This is a genomic window from Vibrio rumoiensis 1S-45 (assembly GCF_000286955.2).
Lineage (GTDB): Bacteria > Pseudomonadota > Gammaproteobacteria > Enterobacterales > Vibrionaceae > Vibrio > Vibrio rumoiensis_A.
In genome coordinates, this window is the sequence record NZ_AJYK02000082.1 from 41,193 (window position 1) to 60,218 (window position 19,026).

General features: G+C 41.0%; 19 protein-coding genes. 8 read left to right on the forward strand and 11 right to left on the reverse strand.

Annotated elements, in window-relative coordinates; genetic code table 11:
- The first annotated feature begins 2 nt into the window (after window positions 1-2).
- Both A1QC_RS11000 and rlmM read left to right on the forward strand, forming a co-directional pair.
- Window positions 3-458 carry a DUF423 domain-containing protein gene (locus A1QC_RS11000; RefSeq protein ID WP_017025863.1) on the forward strand — a complete coding sequence of 152 codons (456 nt, stop codon included), beginning with the start codon at window positions 3-5 and terminating at the stop codon, window positions 456-458.
- Window positions 455-1,546 carry a 23S rRNA (cytidine(2498)-2'-O)-methyltransferase RlmM gene (gene rlmM, locus A1QC_RS11005; RefSeq protein WP_017025864.1) on the forward strand — a complete coding sequence of 364 codons (1,092 nt, stop codon included), beginning with the start codon at window positions 455-457 and terminating at the stop codon, window positions 1,544-1,546. Before A1QC_RS11000 ends, rlmM begins: the two co-directional genes overlap by 4 nt.
- A gap of 98 nt (window positions 1,547-1,644) precedes the next feature.
- On the opposite strand, the gene xni is transcribed toward rlmM, so the two are convergent.
- The 4 genes from xni to queF form a co-directional block, all read right to left on the reverse strand.
- On the reverse strand, window positions 1,645-2,424 hold the full coding sequence (xni, locus tag A1QC_RS11010) for a flap endonuclease Xni (protein WP_017025865.1): 780 nt from the start codon (window positions 2,422-2,424) through the stop codon (window positions 1,645-1,647).
- Between the two features lie 140 nt (window positions 2,425-2,564).
- Entirely contained in the window at window positions 2,565-3,920 is a 1,356-nt protein-coding gene (gene ppnN / locus A1QC_RS11015) for a nucleotide 5'-monophosphate nucleosidase PpnN (protein WP_017025866.1), read from the reverse strand.
- A gap of 291 nt (window positions 3,921-4,211) precedes the next feature.
- On the reverse strand, window positions 4,212-6,488 hold the full coding sequence (locus A1QC_RS11020; protein ID WP_017025867.1) for a tetratricopeptide repeat protein: 2,277 nt from the start codon (window positions 6,486-6,488) through the stop codon (window positions 4,212-4,214).
- A gap of 175 nt (window positions 6,489-6,663) precedes the next feature.
- Entirely contained in the window at window positions 6,664-7,563 is a 900-nt protein-coding gene (gene queF / locus A1QC_RS11025) for an NADPH-dependent 7-cyano-7-deazaguanine reductase QueF (RefSeq protein WP_017025868.1), read from the reverse strand.
- Window positions 7,564-7,634: 71 nt separating this feature from the next.
- On the opposite strand from queF, the gene syd reads away from it, so the two are divergent.
- Window positions 7,635-8,183 (forward strand): SecY-interacting protein, encoded by a 549-nt coding sequence (syd, locus tag A1QC_RS11030; protein ID WP_017025869.1) that lies wholly within the window; start codon window positions 7,635-7,637, stop codon window positions 8,181-8,183.
- Window positions 8,184-8,192: 9 nt separating this feature from the next.
- Window positions 8,193-8,978 (forward strand): Zn-ribbon-containing protein, encoded by a 786-nt coding sequence (locus A1QC_RS11035; RefSeq protein ID WP_017025870.1) that lies wholly within the window; start codon window positions 8,193-8,195, stop codon window positions 8,976-8,978.
- Window positions 8,979-9,081: 103 nt separating this feature from the next.
- On the opposite strand, the gene A1QC_RS11040 is transcribed toward A1QC_RS11035, so the two are convergent.
- The 4 genes from A1QC_RS11040 to A1QC_RS11055 all read right to left on the reverse strand — a co-directional run bounded on the left by A1QC_RS11040 (window position 9,082) and on the right by A1QC_RS11055 (window position 11,392).
- On the reverse strand, window positions 9,082-9,528 hold the full coding sequence (locus A1QC_RS11040; protein WP_017025871.1) for a YaiI/YqxD family protein: 447 nt from the start codon (window positions 9,526-9,528) through the stop codon (window positions 9,082-9,084).
- A gap of 22 nt (window positions 9,529-9,550) precedes the next feature.
- Entirely contained in the window at window positions 9,551-9,832 is a 282-nt protein-coding gene (locus tag A1QC_RS11045) for a hypothetical protein (RefSeq protein WP_017025872.1), read from the reverse strand.
- A gap of 78 nt (window positions 9,833-9,910) precedes the next feature.
- A complete protein-coding gene (locus tag A1QC_RS11050; RefSeq protein WP_017025873.1) occupies window positions 9,911-10,225 on the reverse strand; it encodes a DUF3301 domain-containing protein in 315 nt (104 codons plus the stop codon).
- Window positions 10,226-10,333: 108 nt separating this feature from the next.
- Window positions 10,334-11,392 (reverse strand): DUF3549 family protein, encoded by a 1,059-nt coding sequence (locus A1QC_RS11055; RefSeq protein WP_026025919.1) that lies wholly within the window; start codon window positions 11,390-11,392, stop codon window positions 10,334-10,336.
- 108 nt (window positions 11,393-11,500) lie between these two features.
- On the opposite strand from A1QC_RS11055, the gene A1QC_RS11060 reads away from it, so the two are divergent.
- Both A1QC_RS11060 and truC read left to right on the forward strand, forming a co-directional pair.
- Entirely contained in the window at window positions 11,501-11,821 is a 321-nt protein-coding gene (locus A1QC_RS11060) for a YqcC family protein (RefSeq protein WP_017025875.1), read from the forward strand.
- A gap of 47 nt (window positions 11,822-11,868) precedes the next feature.
- Window positions 11,869-12,618: a tRNA pseudouridine(65) synthase TruC gene (gene truC / locus A1QC_RS11065; RefSeq protein ID WP_026025921.1), complete on the forward strand. Its 750-nt coding sequence runs from the start codon at window positions 11,869-11,871 to the stop codon at window positions 12,616-12,618.
- 152 nt (window positions 12,619-12,770) lie between these two features.
- Here the strand turns inward: truC and A1QC_RS11070 are convergent, their stop codons facing one another.
- The 3 genes from A1QC_RS11070 to map form a co-directional block, all read right to left on the reverse strand.
- Window positions 12,771-13,154 (reverse strand): DUF3461 family protein, encoded by a 384-nt coding sequence (locus A1QC_RS11070; RefSeq protein ID WP_017025877.1) that lies wholly within the window; start codon window positions 13,152-13,154, stop codon window positions 12,771-12,773.
- 155 nt (window positions 13,155-13,309) lie between these two features.
- Window positions 13,310-15,934, reverse strand: a complete 2,625-nt coding sequence (gene glnD, locus A1QC_RS11075) for a bifunctional uridylyltransferase/uridylyl-removing protein GlnD (protein ID WP_017025878.1) — start codon at window positions 15,932-15,934, stop codon at window positions 13,310-13,312.
- 123 nt (window positions 15,935-16,057) lie between these two features.
- Window positions 16,058-16,891: a type I methionyl aminopeptidase gene (gene map, locus A1QC_RS11080; protein ID WP_017025879.1), complete on the reverse strand. Its 834-nt coding sequence runs from the start codon at window positions 16,889-16,891 to the stop codon at window positions 16,058-16,060.
- A 367-nt stretch (window positions 16,892-17,258) separates the two neighbouring features.
- Here map and rpsB point away from each other — a divergent pair, with 367 nt between their 5' ends.
- Together rpsB and tsf are read left to right on the forward strand one after the other, a co-directional pair.
- Entirely contained in the window at window positions 17,259-17,987 is a 729-nt protein-coding gene (rpsB, locus tag A1QC_RS11085) for a 30S ribosomal protein S2 (protein WP_017025880.1), read from the forward strand.
- A 144-nt stretch (window positions 17,988-18,131) separates the two neighbouring features.
- Window positions 18,132-18,977, forward strand: coding sequence for a translation elongation factor Ts (gene tsf / locus A1QC_RS11090; protein ID WP_017025881.1), 846 nt, complete (start codon window positions 18,132-18,134; stop codon window positions 18,975-18,977).
- The last annotated feature ends 49 nt before the right edge of the window (window positions 18,978-19,026 follow it).

The window sequence follows — 19,026 nt, forward strand, 5'->3', positions numbered from 1 at the left end:
AGATGGCTTTTTCTCTATTATCTGGAAAATGCAAAGGGGATAAGATTCTCGCTTTTGCCGGTTTTTCTGGCTTGATCACAGTGGCATTAGGTGCCTTTGCCGCTCATGGTTTGTCTGGCGTGTTATCTGGACACCTACTATCTGTATTTAAAACAGGCGTTCAGTATCAAGCGTGGCATACCTTTGCGTTGCTAGCTTGTGGCATACTATTGCTGATCACAGCAAAGCGATCAGATGATGAAAAACCACTCTATAATGAGAAGGCTCGTAAAGGGCTGGTATCTGCTGGTATTTGCTTTATCATCGGCATCCTTTGTTTTAGTGGCAGCTTATATGGGCTGGCACTGACAGGTATTAAATGGTTTGGCCCTATCACACCGCTTGGTGGTTTGTTTTTTATGATTGGCTGGCTACTCTTTGCTCTATCCGTTTTACGACTAAATAAGGTGACACAGTGAAACACGTATTACTCTACTGCCGTTCTGGTTTTGAAAAAGAATGTGCGGGTGAAATTCAAGACAAAGCCAATAACCTTGAGATCTTTGGCTTTCCTCGTGTCAAAAAACAATCGGGTTACGTGGTGTTCGAGTGTTACCAAGAAGGTGATGCGGATAAGCTGATCAAGCAAATTGATTTCAAAGCATTAATTTTTGCTCGTCAAATGATTGCAGTTTCAGATGCGTTGACCGATTTACCAACTGAAGATCGTATTTCTCCGATTTTGGCAGCGATTGAAGCGCAAAATAAATTCCCAACCTGTGGTGATATTCGAGTGGAAACACCGGATACCAACGAAGCGAAAGAATTATTGAAGTTTTGTCGTAAATTTACTGTGCCACTGCGCAGTGCCATTCGTGGAAAAGGGTTCTTATTTGCAAAAGATAATGCCAAGAAGCCAGTGCTACATGTGTGCTTTGTCGCACCTGGACATTGCTATGTAGGCTATTCGTTGTCGCAAAATAACTCACAATTTTTTATGGGGATTCCTCGTTTAAAATTCCCATCGGATGCGCCAAGCCGTTCAACCTTAAAGTTGGAAGAAGCTTTTCATGTGTTCATTCCTAAAGAAGAGCTGGATGAGCGTTTAGCTCCGGGAATGTGGGCGGTAGATTTAGGCGCTTGCCCGGGTGGTTGGACGTATCAGTTGGTAAAGCGTTCGATGTTTGTTCACGCAGTTGATAATGGTGCGATGGCACAAAGCCTAATGGACACAGGCCAAGTGAAATACCATGCGGAAGATGGTTTTAAATATCAGCCAGCGAAAAAGAATATTACTTGGCTGGTATGCGATATGATCGAAAAGCCGTCACGCGTAGCGCAGTTAATGGGTGAGTGGTTGATCCGAGGTTTAGCCAAAGAAGCCATCTTTAACTTAAAACTGCCAATGAAAGGCCGTTACGATGAAGTATTAGAAGACATTGAAAACTTGAAGATATTCTTTAAAGAAAATGAAGTGCCTTTTAAATTACAAGCCAAACATTTGTACCATGATCGTGAGGAAATTACGGTGCATGTGCAGATTTTGAAGAATATTTCGCCGTACTAAAAGCAGGGCGTTTTGCTTATCGCAGCTCATATCTCGATGGTATGAGCTACGAACAGAGTCTTTTCTTAGCTCTTTCGATATACGAGCAGCGCAGCGTCCTAGCTACGAGTCCCGTTCTCATACCTAATGTCCTGCAAATTAAACCCCAAAGCCATATCGGTTTTTAAAGCGGCAATACGTTTGCAGGTTCTTGCCAATTCAATATGTTCATCCAGTTTTTTGCGATACTTTGCGACTAAATCTTCTGCGGCGTACGCGGTTTCTATATCACCATATTGTTGCAGTACTTCTTTGGCAGCTTTAGGCCCCATTCCGGGAACGCCAGGGACTTTACTCGAGCTTATGCCTACTAATCCCCAATAATCAGCAAGTTGCTGAGGCGTAACGCCAAACTCTTGTTCGATGAATGGGGCATCTAACCAGCGGTGTTGGAAATAATCACGGATTTGAATGTTAGGCGAGAGCAGTTGGCAATAGCCTTTATCGGTAGAGATGATGGTTGCGGTTTCACCCGCTGAGGCAACTTTACACGCCAAGGTCGCCACTAAATCATCGGCCTCATCACCATCTGAAAGTAATGAATCAATACCTAACTCCCACCATGCATTTTGGATGCTTTCTAATCCTGTTAACAATGCTGGTGGCATTGGTTTTCGGTCTTCTTTATAGCTGGGTAGTACTTCAGCTCGCCACCCTCGGTCTTGCAAGTGATGATCAAAGACAGCGATGATATGGGTCGGTTGCGATTCGTTAAGAATTTTATGCAGAGTGCGGTTGGTGGTTTCGATAGTGCGAGCAATGTCGTTAGGATCAGGTTGAGCAGAGTGCACACGACGAATGAGGTTTAATGCATCAATGATCACCAGATGAATCGACATAACGTCTCCTATGAAAATAACACCAATAAAAAAGGCTTCTGTTTTCGAATATTCTCGAAAGACAGAAGCCATTGTAACAAACTCAATTTAAAACTGAGCTTTAATTTTATTCGAATTTACCATTCCATTTAACGAGCTATTCATCGAGCTATGCGGTAACACGGAATGTATTCCGAACCGGGAAGCTTCATACGTTGCTGCTCAACAAAGTCACCCAGTAAGGTATCCATTTTATCCATTAAATCACGGTCACCATCAATAACGAACGGGCCATGCTTTTTAATTTCACGAATGCCTTCTGATTTTACATTCCCTGCCACTATGCCAGAAAACGCTTTACGTAAGTTTGCCGCCAGTTTTTCAGCTGGTTGATCTAAGTGAAGGTCAAGAGCTGCCATTGATTCATGTGTCGGCTCAAATGGTGCTTGAAAATCAGGCGCAATGTATAAAGACCAGTTAAAGCTATAGGCATCTTCATGGGTTTTACGGTGTTCTTTTACTTTTGGCATCGCATCTTTCATGATACGAGCCGCTTTCGCTGGATCACCAATGACGATTTCATAATGCTTTTGCGCTTCAGGGCCAAGTGTGTCATGGATGAATTGGTCGATAGAGCGGAAATAAGCTTCACTTTCTTTCGGGCCGGTTAACACCAATGGAAGCGGTTGGTCAGCATTGTTAGGATGCATCAAGATACCAAGAATATACAGCAACTCTTCTGCGGTACCAGGGCCTCCTGGGAAGATGATTATGCCATGCCCCATACGCACGAACCCTTCCAGACGTTTTTCAATATCTGGCATGATGATCAATTCATTGACGATTGGGTTTGGTGGTTCAGCCGCAATAATGGAGGGCTCAGTTAGGCCAATATATCGTTGGTAAGGGTAACGTTGTTTCGCATGACCGACAGCCGCACCTTTCATTGGTCCTTCCATTGCACCCGGTCCACAGCCAGTACAAATATTCATTTCACGTAAACCAAGCTCATTACCCACTTCACGCGTGTATTGGTATTCGATTGCGTTTATAGAGTGCCCACCCCAACAAACGACAAGGTTAGGATCAATGCCGGGATGCAGAGCTTTGGCATTACGTAAAATACCAAAGACAAGGTTAGTAATTTGGGCTGGATCGGTTAAATGTAAACGCTGACTTTCGGCAAGTTGAACGTGTAAGAAGACAATGTCACGTAATACGGAAAATAAGTGAGATTGAATGCCTTTAATAATGGTGCCATCAACAAATGCATGATCTGGTGGATCGATAAGCTCCAGTTTCATTCCTCTTTCACGACGCATGACTTCGATTTCGAAAGACTCATATTTGCGAAGTAGTTCTTCAGAATTGTCGGTATGGCTTCCCGAATTTAATACGGCAAGTGAACAGCTGCGATAAAGCTGATAAAGGTCGCTAGAGGCTGCTTTTTTTAGCTTACTGACTTCTAGTTGAGATAATAAATCTAGACTGCCCATTGGGCTTATTTGTGTAATCATAGAATGCTCCTTTCCGCCGATTATGATTTTATTTTTTCGGCTAGGTGTATTCACCTTACACAGGTTTTAACGATTGCGCTACAATTTGAGCATGGTATTTGTTTGTATATCAAGACTCTATATGCTTGGCTGACTTGAAGCTACAGCTTTGTTAACTAAGCTTATGAGGCTTCATTTACTTGCCGTCTCACTATCCAGTGATTCTTGTGATTGCTCTTTTCGGAATATTCTTACCGAAACGATTCACCCCATTTGAACATTTGAGATAAGGAAGGGGGATTATCTCTAGGGTTAAATACGATGACCTTCATTGCGTAAAATATCTTTAGCAAGATCTTCATGGAAATCGGATGTTTGTACTTTGATTAAACCCTGTTCCACCGCTTGTTGACATGCGAGGCGAATGTTGTCGCTTGCAAAACTGGCCGCAGGTGCATTCTCAATCGCCGATAAGCGTACCCACTGTGATGGGGTTTCTGGGTGGCGGTCACTGATCTTTCTGGCTAAATAGATCGCCATTAATAATATATCAATCAACTCTTTATCATTAATGGCGGTGTAAGCTCTTGGCAAGAAAGGATACTCTGCGATGCCGATTTTAATCTGGCGATCGATATCCATTTCAGCTTCAAAACTGGTTATCCAAGATTGTATTTTATTGAAGAAATCTTCAGGAGTCTGGTGTTGCTCTGTTTTGGGTTCGATATATAAAAATAAACCGTCTGAAAAGTGGTATAAGCGAGCCGGTTCAGTAATGAATTGATTGACATGTAAACCAAACTTTTTCTCAATCTCTAACCCAGCTAAGTAACCACGTTTTAAATAAAGGTTACGTAAGAAGGTAAGATCGATCATTACAAAGTGCAATCGGTCACTTAATGGTTCGTTAATCAATTCTCCTAAACGCCATTGCTCAAATACCGCACTGCTTTGTTCTAAAGATTTAGGGAGTTTGGTATTCAACAACTTGAGATTTTGTAGACCTGAACGAGGGTGGGTATATAAATCAATAGTTTGAACTTCAAGTTCTTCACGAATTTTTTGATTTAAGTAACCACGACGTAGAACAACGAATATTAGAATAAAGGCTATCACCATTAAAATGATGGTGGCACGTTGGTATCGTAAATATTCTTTATTTAAGTTAGTGAGATTATCTTCTAATCCTGCGTAATGCAGAGATTTCTCAATAATGTCTTTTTGTTGTCTAAATACTTCTTCATTAACCGCATTAAATTGTTCTTGCTGGTTGATTGAAAGTTGTTGATATTGCTTTTCGGCTTTCAACGCTTGTTTAAAATCGTTTTTTTGTTGATAAGCTGACGATTGGATTTGATATGCGTGCATTTGTAACGATTTATCATGCAAAGCAAGGGCGAGTTTTAGCGCTGAACTACTTTCGATTAATGCTAGATCTGAATTATTATCAGGCAAGGCTAATGCAGCTTTTAGTAAGCTGACTTCCGCTTTTAATCGGGTGAAACTGGTGTGCTCTACCATTGTTTCCGCTTGAGAAAGGTAGTTTTCTGCATGAACAAAATCAAATAATTTCAGGTATGTATTGGCGATATTAACCCGCAATTGGATGATGGTTTTTATTGAGCGTTGGTTGGTTTCGTTATCCAATAAATTCAGATAATTAACTAAAGCTAGGTTGTATTTACCTTGTTTAAAATAGGTATCTGCCATTAGGTTAATGGTGTCAGAAAGTGGTATGGAATAAGGGTAATTATCATAAAAATCAGCTGCTTCTGTAGCATGTTCTAACGCTTTATCAAAAACATGTCGGCTATAAAACAGAGTGGCTAGAGCTCGGTTAGTACGAGCCAGTTCAACGCTATCACCTTCTTTTACCGCCATCCAATAGGTGGTGAGTAACTCTTTAAGTGCATCGTCATATTTTTTTTGAGTGAGGTAGTATTGACCTAATCTAAGGTGGTAATCAATATTCAAACTGGCTGAATTAAGTCCACTTAAGTAATTTTGCGCTTGTTGAAATGACGCTTCTGTTTTTACTGTGTCGTCTAGATGGGCATTCACTTCAGCTTCAAACATATTCTGTTCGTATTTGATTTCTTGATACCAACTGGAATGAGAGTCCTGTCGTTTTAGTTGCTGATCAATGTCATTTAAATATGGCTTAATCTGAGTGAGATCATACGTGTCTTGCCATAGCAATTCTGCATGTAAAAGAAGGGTACTTACCTGCTGATTAGGTATGCCGTATTGTTTGGCGAAATCAGCCGCTTCTTTTAAGGTTTGTAAGGCGGTTTTATGTGATCCCATCGTATGGTAAGCCATCGCCATGATTTGCATTGCTTCAACGGTTGTTGCAGGTGTACGAATGGTTTGTTCACTGCCGTCACGAGATAAAGTGTAATCTTGGCTATTGGTTGTGACGAGCTTTCTAGAAGATAGAAATTGCTTGGTTATGTTGAGAGATTGATTAGGGGTAACCGTTAATAATTTATTTGCTTCATTGAGGATTGGTGAAAGATAAACTTTAGCTTGAATCGGTGTACTAAACGAAAGCACCAATAGTAAACACAGCCAAAACGTTTTCTTCATTATTTCAATCTCGATGGTTTATTTCAAAGGGCAGTATATTAGCATTATTGCTGACTGACTGCCTAATTACCCTGTGCAGTGAGCTGGCGATGTTATCGGGTACATGAACCCAACAACATCACTTTACGGCAACGTCAGTAACTTTTGATACTTTGACTATGTTAATGTGTTGGTATTATTGCCTTGCCATACGAGTGAGCATTTGAGGCTGTTTTAAATGGGTTGATCGGAAAGGATTAATATCTAACCCTCCTCGGCGAGTATAACGCGCGTAAACGCTTAATTGTTCCGGCTGGCAATATTTCATAATATCGCAGAAAATTCGCTCAACACATTGTTCGTGGAACTCGTTATGCTCACGAAAAGAAACAAGGTAACGCAACAGTGCTTCTTGGTTTATTTGCTTTCCGGTGTATTCAATTTCAACACTTCCCCAATCAGGCTGATTAGTGATCAAGCAATTTGATTTTAATAAGTGGCTATGCAGAGTTTCAGTGATGTGGTTTTGGGGATCTTCTTGATTGGTGCTGATTGAACGATCGGTCACTGCGCCTTCTAAATAAGACTCATCAAATTGATAATCATTAATTTCAATATCTTGATCATCGATGCAATGACCTTGCATGGTAGTGATAGGCTGCTGGGTGTAATGTTGAAGTGAATGAAGTTCAACGGAAACGGGGTCACCAGCACATTGAGATAAATCTTTGGCAATGGTGTCTTGAACTTGTTGCCATGACTCAAACTTGGTTTGGTTTAGGCTGTTTAGATAGATCTTAAACGATTTAGATTCGATTAGGTTTGGGCTAGTGACTGGTAGCATGACATCACCAATCGCAACTTGAGGCAACCCCTTATTGTTTAACCATGACAGTTCGTACATAGTCCAAATATCTGTTCCAACAAATGGTAGGTTTTGAGCATCGGTTAAACCTAGATCATTACGGTTTAAGCTACGAGGAACGGCTTGAAGTAAACTTGGGTCATAATTGTGACTATATTGTGTGGTTTGACCTAATGTTAATCCTTGCAATTCTTTGGCATTAGCATATTTTGTCTGCGTTGAATGAGTCATCTATTTATCTCGTTCTTAATTTTGTTTGAATAGTACTGAATCAAAAGAAAGCTGTCATCATGGAGTCCTATATGAATCATAATATTGCTCAGGCATTAGCTGTTTTAACCACAGAATTTGTGGATAAATGGCAAGATGCTTATCAAAGTTACCCCATTGCCAATGAAATGCAGGGGATCCCATCACCTTGTATTCGAAATGGTAGTGATGATGAGAATATAGAATGGTTACCACAAGAGCGAGATGAACTGGCTGATTTTAGCAATTTAGAGCGTGGTATTGAGCTTATTATTCATCCAGATGTTAAAGCATTTTATGGCTCTCAGTATAGCGCAGATTTAACACTGTCTTGGAAAGGTAAGCCTTTTACTTTACTTCAAGTATGGAGTGATGACGATTTTGTGCGTTTGCAAGAAAATATCCTAGGTCATTTGGTGACTCAGCGTCGTTTAAAATTAAAACCAACCATATTTATTGGTACGACAGATGCTGAGCTTGATGTGATCTCTATTTGTAATATTAGCGGTGAAGTGATTCTAGAGCGACTAGGCACAGATAAACGTGATGTTTTGAGCTCAAGTGTGGAGCAGTTTTTAATTCAATGCCAAGCCGAAGTGTAAGGAAGTTGTGTGTACGTTGTAGAGCTACAGTTTGAGTGTTTTGATAATACGACTATTGATGCCGTAGAAAAATCGATTAATGGATTGTTGGATGCATTGCGTTATAACGGCCAAGTATTAGGACGCGAATTTCCGATTATTATTGGGGAAGGTGAGTTTCGAGTTCGTTTGATTTGCCCTGAGTCAGACAGCTTGCATCCTGATTATCATTCAGACTATGTCAAAGTGTGCTTGCAAAGGTTAACTGATGCCAAGGTGCTTGCACCTAAAGTGAAAGTGCTAGGGCAAGATCTTAACTCAGAACAAACGGTCTCTTACCAAGAAGCGGGACAATCAAGTTGGCAGATCCTTTACACTACTTTTGTTCATTCATGTTCACCATTACGTTGCGGAGATACATTTCGACCGATCCCTTTGTATCATAATCCACCGACTTTAAATGGCGACCATAAATCCATTATAAAATGGCAAACGGAATGGCAAGCGTGTGATGAAATTCAAATGGCCGGTGCGACCGAAGCGAAGCATTCAACTTTAGCTGAAATTTCTGAAGTGACGAGCGATCTTTTCCGTCGAGGCTGGGATTTACGTGGACGCTTAGAGTACTTAACTAAAATTCCCACTTATTATTATTTGTACCGAATTGGTGGCGAAAGTGTAGAAGCTGAACTTGAACGAGCTTGTCCTCGTTGTGGTGGGGATTGGAAGGTGGCGCAACCGTTACACGATATATTTTATTTTAAATGCGATGACTGCCGTATTGTTTCGAATGTATCTTGGGATCAGTTGAAATAAGGCTGTTTCACTTTACTGCCTCAGATAAATCGCTTGTTTAGCTTTCTTGAATCACGAACCACGAAAAAGAGATCGCAACGCCCCTCGCGATCTCTTCAAAAGCCTACTTAGCCTTTGCTAATATCTTATCTAAATGATTTGCGAATTCTCGTTTATCGGTTTGTGATAGTGGAGCAGGGCCACCACTTTGAATGCCGCTTGAACGCATGGTATCCATAAAATCGCGAATATTTAAACGTGCTTTAATTGTGTCTTTGGTGTACAGCTCACCACGAGAACTCAGGGCTTGCCCACCTTTGGTTATCACTTCATCAGCTAGTGGAATGTCTGAGGTAATGACTAGATCACCGATTTCGACTCGGCGCACAATTTCGTTGTCTGCAATATCAAAGCCTGTTTCAACCTGTAAGCTATGGATGTTGTTTCGCTTCGGCACTGGCACTAGATGATTGGCGACAAATGTCGTGGTGACTCCGGTTCTTTCTGCGGCGCGACAAATCGTTTCGCGAATGGTTTTTGGACATGCATCGGCATCGACCCAAATTTTCATAGCTATCTTCCTACTGGTATTCTTAAGCTTGCTCTAAACGTATTAAACGCTCGGTGAGGTCTTTGACTTGCTGTTCAAGCTGAGCAATGCGTTCTTCACTTGGAAGTGATGCTTGTTGGGCTGCCACTTCGACTTTCGGTACCTTGTTGGATGATTTCCATGACTTTAATGTCATGATAATCGCAGGCATAGGAACTGGAATTGAAAGTCGAGATTTTACCAAAGCCACTGTTGGTTCTTTCCCTTCTGCTGATATACCCGAAAGTACTCTGTGCAGTTCTTCTGTCACATTTTGAGTTTGCATGTACTGTCCTTTATTCCTTAATGTGGTGTATACCTAAGTGAATTATGCATCTTGACGTTACTTCGGTAGATATGCCCATCAATATTCACTGTCTACGATACGGTAAGGTGGCAGCATGAATTTTGCCGCTTTAAAGCCAATCATAATCAGTTGACCTTGATAATAATCATCCCCACGAGCTGAAAATTCAAATTGATATAATGCATGAAATTGAAAACGGCCATCAGGCAGCTTAAATTGATACTTTAACAGTGAGGTAGACAGCAGTTGAAGATTCAACTGTTCGCAATGACGAGAGATTGCTGTACGAGCTATTTCAGATTGACGACGTTGCTGCCAAAATAGGAAAGCAAGAAAAGCAACCAAAAGAATCATGAGTAAGTCGGTGATCATTTTCTATCCTATTTTAAACCTTTCGCATTTGACGTTGAGTGTGCTTGATGACGTTTACAGCAACCTTCACTCACTGTTTTGAATGTCACTAATCAATACGTGAATAATTTATTGGGTTGATTTAGTTTGTTGTTGTAGTTCAAATAGCGCATGAGCCAGTTCTGGGCTTGGAGTATGGTTAAGTAACGGTAGGAACGTAAATCTTAGATCTGGGATCATCACTAAATCGGCAAATAATTGATTAAATAATTGCTGGTTTTGAGTTTGAGCCAAGCGTAATAAAAACTTTCCTGCGCGAGCTTCAGTATTCAAACTAGACCAACAACGACCAGCAATCGCGATTAAAACTTCTGCATGGCTTAACTGAGTATCCGCTAAGATTCTTTCTATTAGCGTGTTAGTGATGTTGTTTTGTGCGCCAGATAAAGCACGGACATAAGCGGCAATAAGAAAGAGATCCGGTTCAGAGCTATTACATTCTTGATCAGCAAGCTCTAAAACTCTATTGGCCAGTTTATCGGCAATAGAAACATGCTCTAATGCGCCCAATAACGCATAAAGCGCAGGGTGAGTGTTTTTATCTTTGGCTAAGTGAGGCAGTGCCTTACGAATGGCGACACTATTTTGTTGATCAGATAAACGGCTACACATGTCGGTAATGCCTTGTAAGCCGACAGTTTGCCAATTACTCCAACCTAAGTCACCACTAAAATAATGCTGAGCATGTTCATAATATTGGCTGGTTGGTAGGCTGAGTTGTGAGCGAATCACACTATGAAAAACAGCCATTTTTTCATCATTAGGTTTAAAGGTATAAGGATTATTGGCTAAGTGCTGTTGCTGCTCTTCAGACAGTTCTTGGCTAAGGTGCGCGCCCATGGCTTCGGTGACGTACTTTAAAAAGTTACCAATATCGGTTTGATTCAATAAGCCGCGTTCATCTAAAGGAAACTTTAAAAACCAAATCCATGGTTGATTGGCTTCGGTCCAATAGGCTACTGCTAAATGTGCATGGCGTTGCAGTGGGTAGGGGTAAGGTTTTTGTCCCTTTTCCACTTGTAGAAAATCCTTCGTCTCAATGGATTGAATTCTACGTCCTAAGTCAAAAATTTTAAACTGACACTGACTTTGTTCTAACAGTTGGCTTAGGTTATGTATTGCGTTCATGCTTTAGTCCAATTAATACGAGTGGTTCTATCCAATTGAAGATCGAAATGGCGATCTCACCAATGGTATTTAATGGTATCCTAACACTTCATTATCAAGGGGACACTAATGAAAATGAGCGATTATATTGAATTATCCGACGCGCTAGAGTTATTGGAAGACAAAATGATTGAGTTGGCCTTATGGGAGAGTCAGCAACCCTCAGAACACGATCTTGCCAGTTCTGAACCTTTTGCTCTCGATACCTTGTCCCCGACTCAATGGTTACAATGGGTGTTTATTCCCAAAATGAAGGCTTTAATTGAATCAGATTCAGAGATGCCAACTGGCTTTGAAATTAGTCCATATTTTGAACAAGCCATGAGTGATAAAGAGAAGTTATTAGAATTGTTACCAATCATTAAACAAATAGATGAAGCGGTGAAATGAGCCAAGTAGAAAGTGTGCAGCCTATGACATTCAACGATAACGAAGCGATGAGTAGTGAAGAGTGTCCCAAAATTCATTTAGATATCGTGTATCAAGACGAGTATTTGATTGCGGTAAATAAACCCGCGGGTATGTTGGTGCACCGCTCATGGCTTGATAGTCATGAAACAGTGTTTGTTATGCAGACACTTCGAGATCAAATTGGGCAGCATGTATTCCCATTACATCGACTTGATCGTCCAACATCTGGGGTGTTGTTGTTCGCACTTTCCAGTGAAGTTGCTTCAATTGCGTCCCCGATGTTTGCTGAGCATAAATTTGAAAAAACCTACCACGCAATCGTACGAGGGTGGGTTGAGGAAGGGGATAGGTTAGATTATCCGCTTAAAAAAGAAGTGGATAAAGTAGCCGATAAATTTGCCAGAGCAGAACAAGAGGCTCAGTCTGCGATTACCGATTATCAACCACTTGCCAAAGTTGAAGTGCCTTATTCCACCGGGCGCTTTCCAACCAGTCGTTTTGGGTTGGTTGAGATGAAACCATTAACTGGGCGTAAACATCAGTTACGTCGACATATGGCTCACCTTCGTCATCCTATTATCGGGGATACTTCGCATGGTGATGGTAAGCAAAACCGATTATTCCGCGACAATTTCAATGCCCGTAGACTCATGTTGCATGCATCAAGTTTGAGTTTTATCCACCCGATCACTGAGCAGCCGATAGTCATAACGGCAAAACTTGATGAAGTGTGGCAAGATTTGTTAGAGCAATTTGAGTGGACGTTAGAGATCTAAAAACGAAGGTATAATTTATTGTTAATAAGGTTAGTAAAGTTAATAAAAGCGTGAATAAAAAAGCGTAACGCGAGCGACCATTCCGTTGTCACTTCGAAGCGTTACGCTTGTTATACCCAAGTCACTTGGGTATATGGTGGAATAAAATGACTTTATTTTAATTTTTCTAAATCGGCTTCAATTTCTGAAATTTTTCCCGCAACTACTTTTTCAAGATGACGTAAATCAGTCAGGATTTTGTGTTTTATGTCTTTATTGTCCATTTCTTTAGGCTTGGTAATTTGATTGAGCTCAGTCATGACCTTTGTCAGGCTAGGATTGACCTCGGTGGTTTCTTTATATTCACCACTGCTTGAGTTAACTCGAATGTTTTTACGCTGCCTTGGGTATTTAAATTTAACACTTTTAGCAAAAAGTTCGCCTTTCTGTTTGTGAAAATAAACTTTTAAAACATCAACTTGTGCTTCTTGGCGAAGGCTGTAGCGCGAGATGAGTTTTGTATCAGTAATACCAAGCTTGTTGAGATTTGGATACATAATGCGTTTACCTCTTAATTCAGAATGAAATTAACACTGACTTTAACATATCATTTTAGCGACATGGGATCAGGGTTCACGTTTTCTCATTGCTTATACTCATATCATAAAAGAGGACTTTTTTGATACTGAATAATGTCTAGCCTTTATGCAAGTTAACTCGGCAGTAACTCACTAATTGCGGCAGTTAAGTGGAGTTTAAGTGCCTCTTCAACTTCGGGTTCTAACCGGCCACCTGCAGGAGAGGTTAGGATGAATAAATCCTCCGCTCGTTCGCCGATAGTGGTGATTTTTGCGCCATGTAGATTGACCCCAAGCTGTGCAAATACTTGACCTATTTTTGCTAATAGGCCTGGAGTATCTAATGCTACCAATTCCATTAAACTGCGCTTTCCAGTTCGAGTTGGTATGAAATCTATGCTGGTCTTCACTATAAAATGTTTGAGCTTATTTGGCACTCTTCTCGAGCGCGTATTGGCCGTGATTTTACCATTCAAGACGTTGGTGAGGTATTTCTTTATTTGTTCGTGACGCACTTCTTCAACTGGGTCACCATTTTGATCTAGCACCATAAAGGTATCTAAAGCATAACCATCTTTGCTAGTCATAATTTGTGCGTCGTGGATACTCAAGTTTCGGCGATCTAATTCTGCAGCCATCGTGGCAAATAAACTGGCTTTATCTTTGGTGTAAATGAAGACTTCTGTACCACCACGAGTGGCATTTTTACTTAAAAGTACCAGTGGGTTATTAGGATCTTGTGTGAGTAGGTGCTCACTATGCCAAGCAATTTGTTTTGGTGTATGGCGTAAGAAATAATCGGCTTTAAAGCGTTGCCATAACACTTCAATTTCCATTGGTGTGAAGTTTTCTTTGCGTAGCATTGCTGATGCCATGTGTTGGTTATGGCGAATTCGATCGCGTAAATCAACGGGGTTTTCTAATCCTCGACGTAGAGCTCGTTGGGTCGAGTAAAATAGCTCGGCAAGTAAGGTTCGCTTCCAACTATTCCAAAGCTCTGGGTTTGTGGCGCAAATATCGGCCACAGTAAGGCAAACTAAATTCTCTAGGTACTCTTCATCACGTACTTTTTTTGCAAATTCAGTGATGACATCAGGGTCATAAATATCACGACGTTGAGCCGTTACCGACATAAGAAGGTGATTTTGTACTAACCACGATACTAACTTGGCTTCCGGTTTGGATAAGCCATGCTCAATACAAAAATCATAAGCTTCAACCGCGCCAATTTCTGAGTGGTCGCCCCCTCTGCCTTTGCCTATATCGTGAAATATTGCGGCAATGATGATTAAGTTTTTTTTCTGAATTCGAGGGTACACTTCACAACAAATAGGGTGTCTGTCGTGGTTTTCGATATTACTGAATGAGTGAATGTGCTTGAGCACTCTCATACTATGTTCATCTACTGTATACACATGGAATAAATCAAATTGCATTTGACCAACAATTTGGCTCCATTGTGGTAAATACGCAGAAAGTACACCCAATTTATGCATCAGGCTAAAGGACTTATGCAATGAATTTGGGTGGTTGATAAGATCCATGAACTTTTCACGAGCAGCAGGAATTGTATGTAAGAAACGATTCAATCTACGCCTTGCTGTACGTAATTGGCGCAGCGTTGGTGGGCTAACACCTTCAATCGTTGAATCATTCGCAATATGTAAAAACATGTCTAAAATGGTTTCTGGGCGAGCTTGAAAAAGGGCCGGTTTTCTTGCTTCGATCAGTGAACCCCGTCTTTGGAAATCGTCTGATAGAACCACCGCATTTGGCACCTTACCTTTGTTCATGATGGCTTGATCAAACAGTTTTAGAAGCATTTTATTGAGTTCAGCCACCCGACGTAAAGTGCGGTAGAACTCTTTCATCATCATTTCAATACCGCGATTTCCTTCCCCTTTAAAGCCGAGGTTTTCGGCTACTTTTGCTTGGTGACCAAAGGTTAAACGGTTATCGTAACGTTTTAATTCAATATGTAGTGCAAAACGAACTCGCCAAAGGAAATTTTGGCACTCTAATAATTCCCTATATTCCGCATCGGTTAGAAACCCTGCATAGCTCATTTCTCTTAATGATGTTGCGCCAAAGTGTCTTCTTGCTACCCAACTTAACGTATGGATATCACGTAATCCGCCAGGGCTAGATTTAATATCAGGTTCAAGATTATATGTGGTGTCATGAAAGCGAGCATGGCGTTCACGTTGTTCTTCTAATTTCGCTTTGTAAAAGGTTTCACTTGGCCAAAAATTCGCAGCGGTAATGTTTTCAATTAATTGATCAAAGGTTTGCTGACAACCACATAAATAGCGAGATTCTTGCAAGTTGGTGGCAACGGTAAGGTCATCCTTACCAACCTCAGCACATTCTTTTAATGTTCGTACGCTATGGCCCACTTCAAGATGTAAATCCCAAAGTAAGGTGATAAATTCACTGATTTTTTGGCTTACTTCACCGGAGGTTTTTGTTTGGGAAAGAATGAGAATATCAATGTCAGATAATGGGTGTAATTCAGAGCGACCGTAACCTCCAACGGCAATTAAGCTCAGTGATGATTCTTGATTAAAACCAAAATAATCCCATAAACGATTTAGGATTGAATCCATATAAGCAGAACGTTCATAAACGAGGTTTTCTACAGGTTGCTGGTGGCTAAGGAAGGCTTCTCTTTGGTGTTGCGAGAATAGCTCTAATTGTTGCTTTAATTCCAAAGACGAGATTTGATCATCAGCCAGTGATGTGGGAGATTGGTACGACATGAGTGCATTCCTTGCAGCTAATAAAACCTCCTTTGATACTACCTGTTCAAATCAATAAAACCAATAAAAAAGCCTTCACCTAAATAAGTTAAGTGAAGGCTTTAAATGATGCTTAGTAGTAAATTATGCGTTATTCAGAATGCGAGGAATGGTTTCTTCTTCTCGCAGTGTCAATACTTCACAACCGGTTTCCGTTACCAACAGGGTATGTTCCCATTGGGCAGAGTTTTTGCTATCACCAGTGTACACTGTCCAGTTATCTTCATCGTCTAAGCGACAGCCAAATTTACCAGCATTAATCATGGGCTCAATCGTAAATATCATGCCTGCTTTTAGTACTGTGCGGTCGGCATTTTTGTAATGCACAACTTGTGGTTCTTCATGGAACTCGTTACCAATGCCATGACCACAGTAATCACGTACGATTGAAAATTTAGGCGTTGTGCCTTTAATGTACTTTTGAATTGCACTGCCGATTTCGCCCAGTTGAGCACCCGCTTTGACTTTCTTCATACCAATATATAGCGATTCTTGCGCCACTAAACATAAGCGGCGATCAGCAGGTGACACTTCACCAATAAGGAACATTTTTGAAGTATCGCCGTGGTAACCATCTTTGATTACTGTAATGTCAATATTGACGATATCACCATCTTTTAAAATGGCTGGTTTGTAGACGTTACCGTTCGCATCAAGTTCATCGGTATCGCTAGGAATACCATGACATACAACGTGGTTAACTGAAGTACAAATTGATTTTGGGAAACCGTGATAATTCAAAGGGGCAGGGATAGCGCCTTGCACTTCGGTAATGAATTTGTGACAGATCTGATCGAGCTCTTCTGTTGATACACCCACTTGAACATGAGGGGCGATCATTTCTAAAACGTCAGCAGCTAATTTACCAGCGACACGCATTTTTTCTATTTCATCGGCAGTTTTGATTTTGATAGACATATTTTTTTGGCCTGTATTAACTTTGCTATTAGTGTATTCAGTGATGCGTCTGATCGCAATTGAAATCCGTTTTCATTTGGCATCTTAGCGGAAGTTAATCAATACTTAGAAGGTTTGTTGATTAAAAGTCGAGTGAAAGGTGGCTGTTTTTCTGGTGTTTTGACATGCTTTTGTGGTATAAAGCGCACCGAAATCCATAACTCCTGTCTCTACTTGTTAGCGAAGTTGTGTGGGTTTCACATACTTATTTCTTAAATCACACACATTCCGACACGTGATCCGGGGTGCTCTTTTACGCTAATTTTATAGTGAAAGGGTCGGTATCATGGGGGGTGTGGAGGCCTAACCCCATATAGAGGATTATATAATGGCAACTGTATCAATGCGCGATATGCTTAAAGCTGGTGTTCACTTTGGTCACCAAACTCGTTACTGGAACCCAAAAATGAAGCCTTTCATCTTTGGTGCTCGTAACAAAGTTCATATCATCAACCTAGAACAAACAGTTCCTATGTTCAACGATGCACTAGCTGAGCTAGGCAAAATCGGTGAGCGTAAAGGTAAAGTACTTTTCGTAGGTACTAAGCGTGCTGCTTCTGAATCAGTAAAAGAAGCTGCAATTGCAAGCAACCAGTACTACGTGAACAACCGCTGGTTAGGCGGCATGTTGACTAACTACAAAACTGTTCGTCAATCAATCAAACGTCTTAAAGATTTCGAAGCTCAAGCTCAAGACGGCACTTTTGAAAAACTAACTAAGAAAGAAGCTCTAATGCGTACCCGCGATATGGATAAGCTAGAGAAATCACTTGGTGGTATTAAAAACATGGGTGGCCTTCCTGATGCATTGTTCGTAATCGACGCTGATCACGAGCACATTGCTATTAAAGAAGCAAACAACTTAGGTATCCCAGTATTTGCTGTTGTTGATACTAACTCTGACCCAGATGGCGTTGATTTCATTATCCCTGGTAATGATGATGCTATCCGTGCAGTACAACTTTACCTAAACGCTGCAGCTCAAGCTGTAACTGAAGGTCGTAACAAAGACGTAGTTGTAGCTTCAGATAAAGACGCTTTCGTAGAAGAAGCTTAATATCTTAGCTCCTTGTCACTTAGCTTGTCTGTCATCATTGAGTAGTCAAGCTAAGCTATAGTTACAAATAGGGGCCATGCTTTTAATGAAAAATTAGGCTGGCCCTTGTTTTTACCATTTTTGGAATCAATCGAGGATTAAACCATGGCAACAGTAACTGCTGCTCTAGTTAAAGAATTGCGTGAGCGTACTGGCGCAGGCATGATGGATTGTAAAAAAGCGCTTGTTGAAGCAAATGCTGATATTGAATTAGCAATTGAAAACATGCGTAAAAGCGGTGCAGCTAAAGCAGCTAAAAAAGCGGGTAACGTTGCTGCTGAAGGTACTATCTTAGTGAAAGAAGCTGAAGGTTTTGCAGCACTTCTAGAAGTGAACTGCCAAACTGACTTCGTTGCTAAAGATGCAAGTTTCCTAGCATTCGCTAACTCTGTTCTTGACGCAGCTCTAACTGAGCGTTTAGACGTTGAGGCACTTCAAGCTAAATTTGAAGAAGAGCGTATCGCTCTAGTTGCTAAAATCGGTGAGAACATCGGCATCCGTCGCGTAGTTTACATCGAAGGCGCTAAAGTAGGTTCATACCGTCACGGCGAGCGCATTGGCGTTGTTGTTGCGGGTGACGCTGACGAAGAAACAATTAAGCACGTTGCAATGCACGTTGCTGCTTCTCGTCCAGAGTACGTGAACCCTGAAGATGTTCCAGCTGACGTGGTTGCTAAAGAGAAAGCGGTTCAAGTTGAAATCGCAATGAACGAAGGCAAACCACAAGAAATCGCTGAGAAGATGGTTGTAGGTCGTATGAAGAAGTTCACTGGTGAGGTTTCTCTTACTGGTCAACCATTCATCATGGAACCTAAGAAAACAGTTGGCGAATTCTTGAAAGAGAAAGGCGCTTCTGTGACTAGCTTCATTCGTTTAGAAGTTGGTGAAGGCATCGAAAAAGCTGCTGAAATGAGCTTTGCTGATGAAGTTGCAGCGGTACAAAAAGGTTAATTCCTACTTTGTATAGCTAATCTAAAGGACCGTAGCCATGCTGCGGTCT

Bases quoted from the DNA above. Each gene is read 5' to 3' on its own strand.
- A1QC_RS11000 (WP_017025863.1), top strand. From the start codon at position 3: ATGGCTTTTTCTCTATTATCTGGAAAATGCAAAGGGGATAAGATTCTC.
- xni (WP_017025865.1), bottom strand. From the start codon at position 2,424: ATGTCGATTCATCTGGTGATCATTGATGCATTAAACCTCATTCGTCGT.
- ppnN (WP_017025866.1), bottom strand. From the start codon at position 3,920: ATGATTACACAAATAAGCCCAATGGGCAGTCTAGATTTATTATCTCAA.
- A1QC_RS11020 (WP_017025867.1), bottom strand. From the start codon at position 6,488: ATGAAGAAAACGTTTTGGCTGTGTTTACTATTGGTGCTTTCGTTTAGT.
- queF (WP_017025868.1), bottom strand. From the start codon at position 7,563: ATGACTCATTCAACGCAGACAAAATATGCTAATGCCAAAGAATTGCAA.
- syd (WP_017025869.1), top strand. From the start codon at position 7,635: ATGAATCATAATATTGCTCAGGCATTAGCTGTTTTAACCACAGAATTT.
- A1QC_RS11040 (WP_017025871.1), bottom strand. From the start codon at position 9,528: ATGAAAATTTGGGTCGATGCCGATGCATGTCCAAAAACCATTCGCGAA.
- A1QC_RS11045 (WP_017025872.1), bottom strand. From the start codon at position 9,832: ATGCAAACTCAAAATGTGACAGAAGAACTGCACAGAGTACTTTCGGGT.
- A1QC_RS11050 (WP_017025873.1), bottom strand. From the start codon at position 10,225: ATGATCACCGACTTACTCATGATTCTTTTGGTTGCTTTTCTTGCTTTC.
- A1QC_RS11055 (WP_026025919.1), bottom strand. From the start codon at position 11,392: ATGAACGCAATACATAACCTAAGCCAACTGTTAGAACAAAGTCAGTGT.
- A1QC_RS11060 (WP_017025875.1), top strand. From the start codon at position 11,501: ATGAAAATGAGCGATTATATTGAATTATCCGACGCGCTAGAGTTATTG.
- truC (WP_026025921.1), top strand. From the start codon at position 11,869: ATGAGTAGTGAAGAGTGTCCCAAAATTCATTTAGATATCGTGTATCAA.
- A1QC_RS11070 (WP_017025877.1), bottom strand. From the start codon at position 13,154: ATGTATCCAAATCTCAACAAGCTTGGTATTACTGATACAAAACTCATC.
- glnD (WP_017025878.1), bottom strand. From the start codon at position 15,934: ATGTCGTACCAATCTCCCACATCACTGGCTGATGATCAAATCTCGTCT.
- map (WP_017025879.1), bottom strand. From the start codon at position 16,891: ATGTCTATCAAAATCAAAACTGCCGATGAAATAGAAAAAATGCGTGTC.
- rpsB (WP_017025880.1), top strand. From the start codon at position 17,259: ATGGCAACTGTATCAATGCGCGATATGCTTAAAGCTGGTGTTCACTTT.
- tsf (WP_017025881.1), top strand. From the start codon at position 18,132: ATGGCAACAGTAACTGCTGCTCTAGTTAAAGAATTGCGTGAGCGTACT.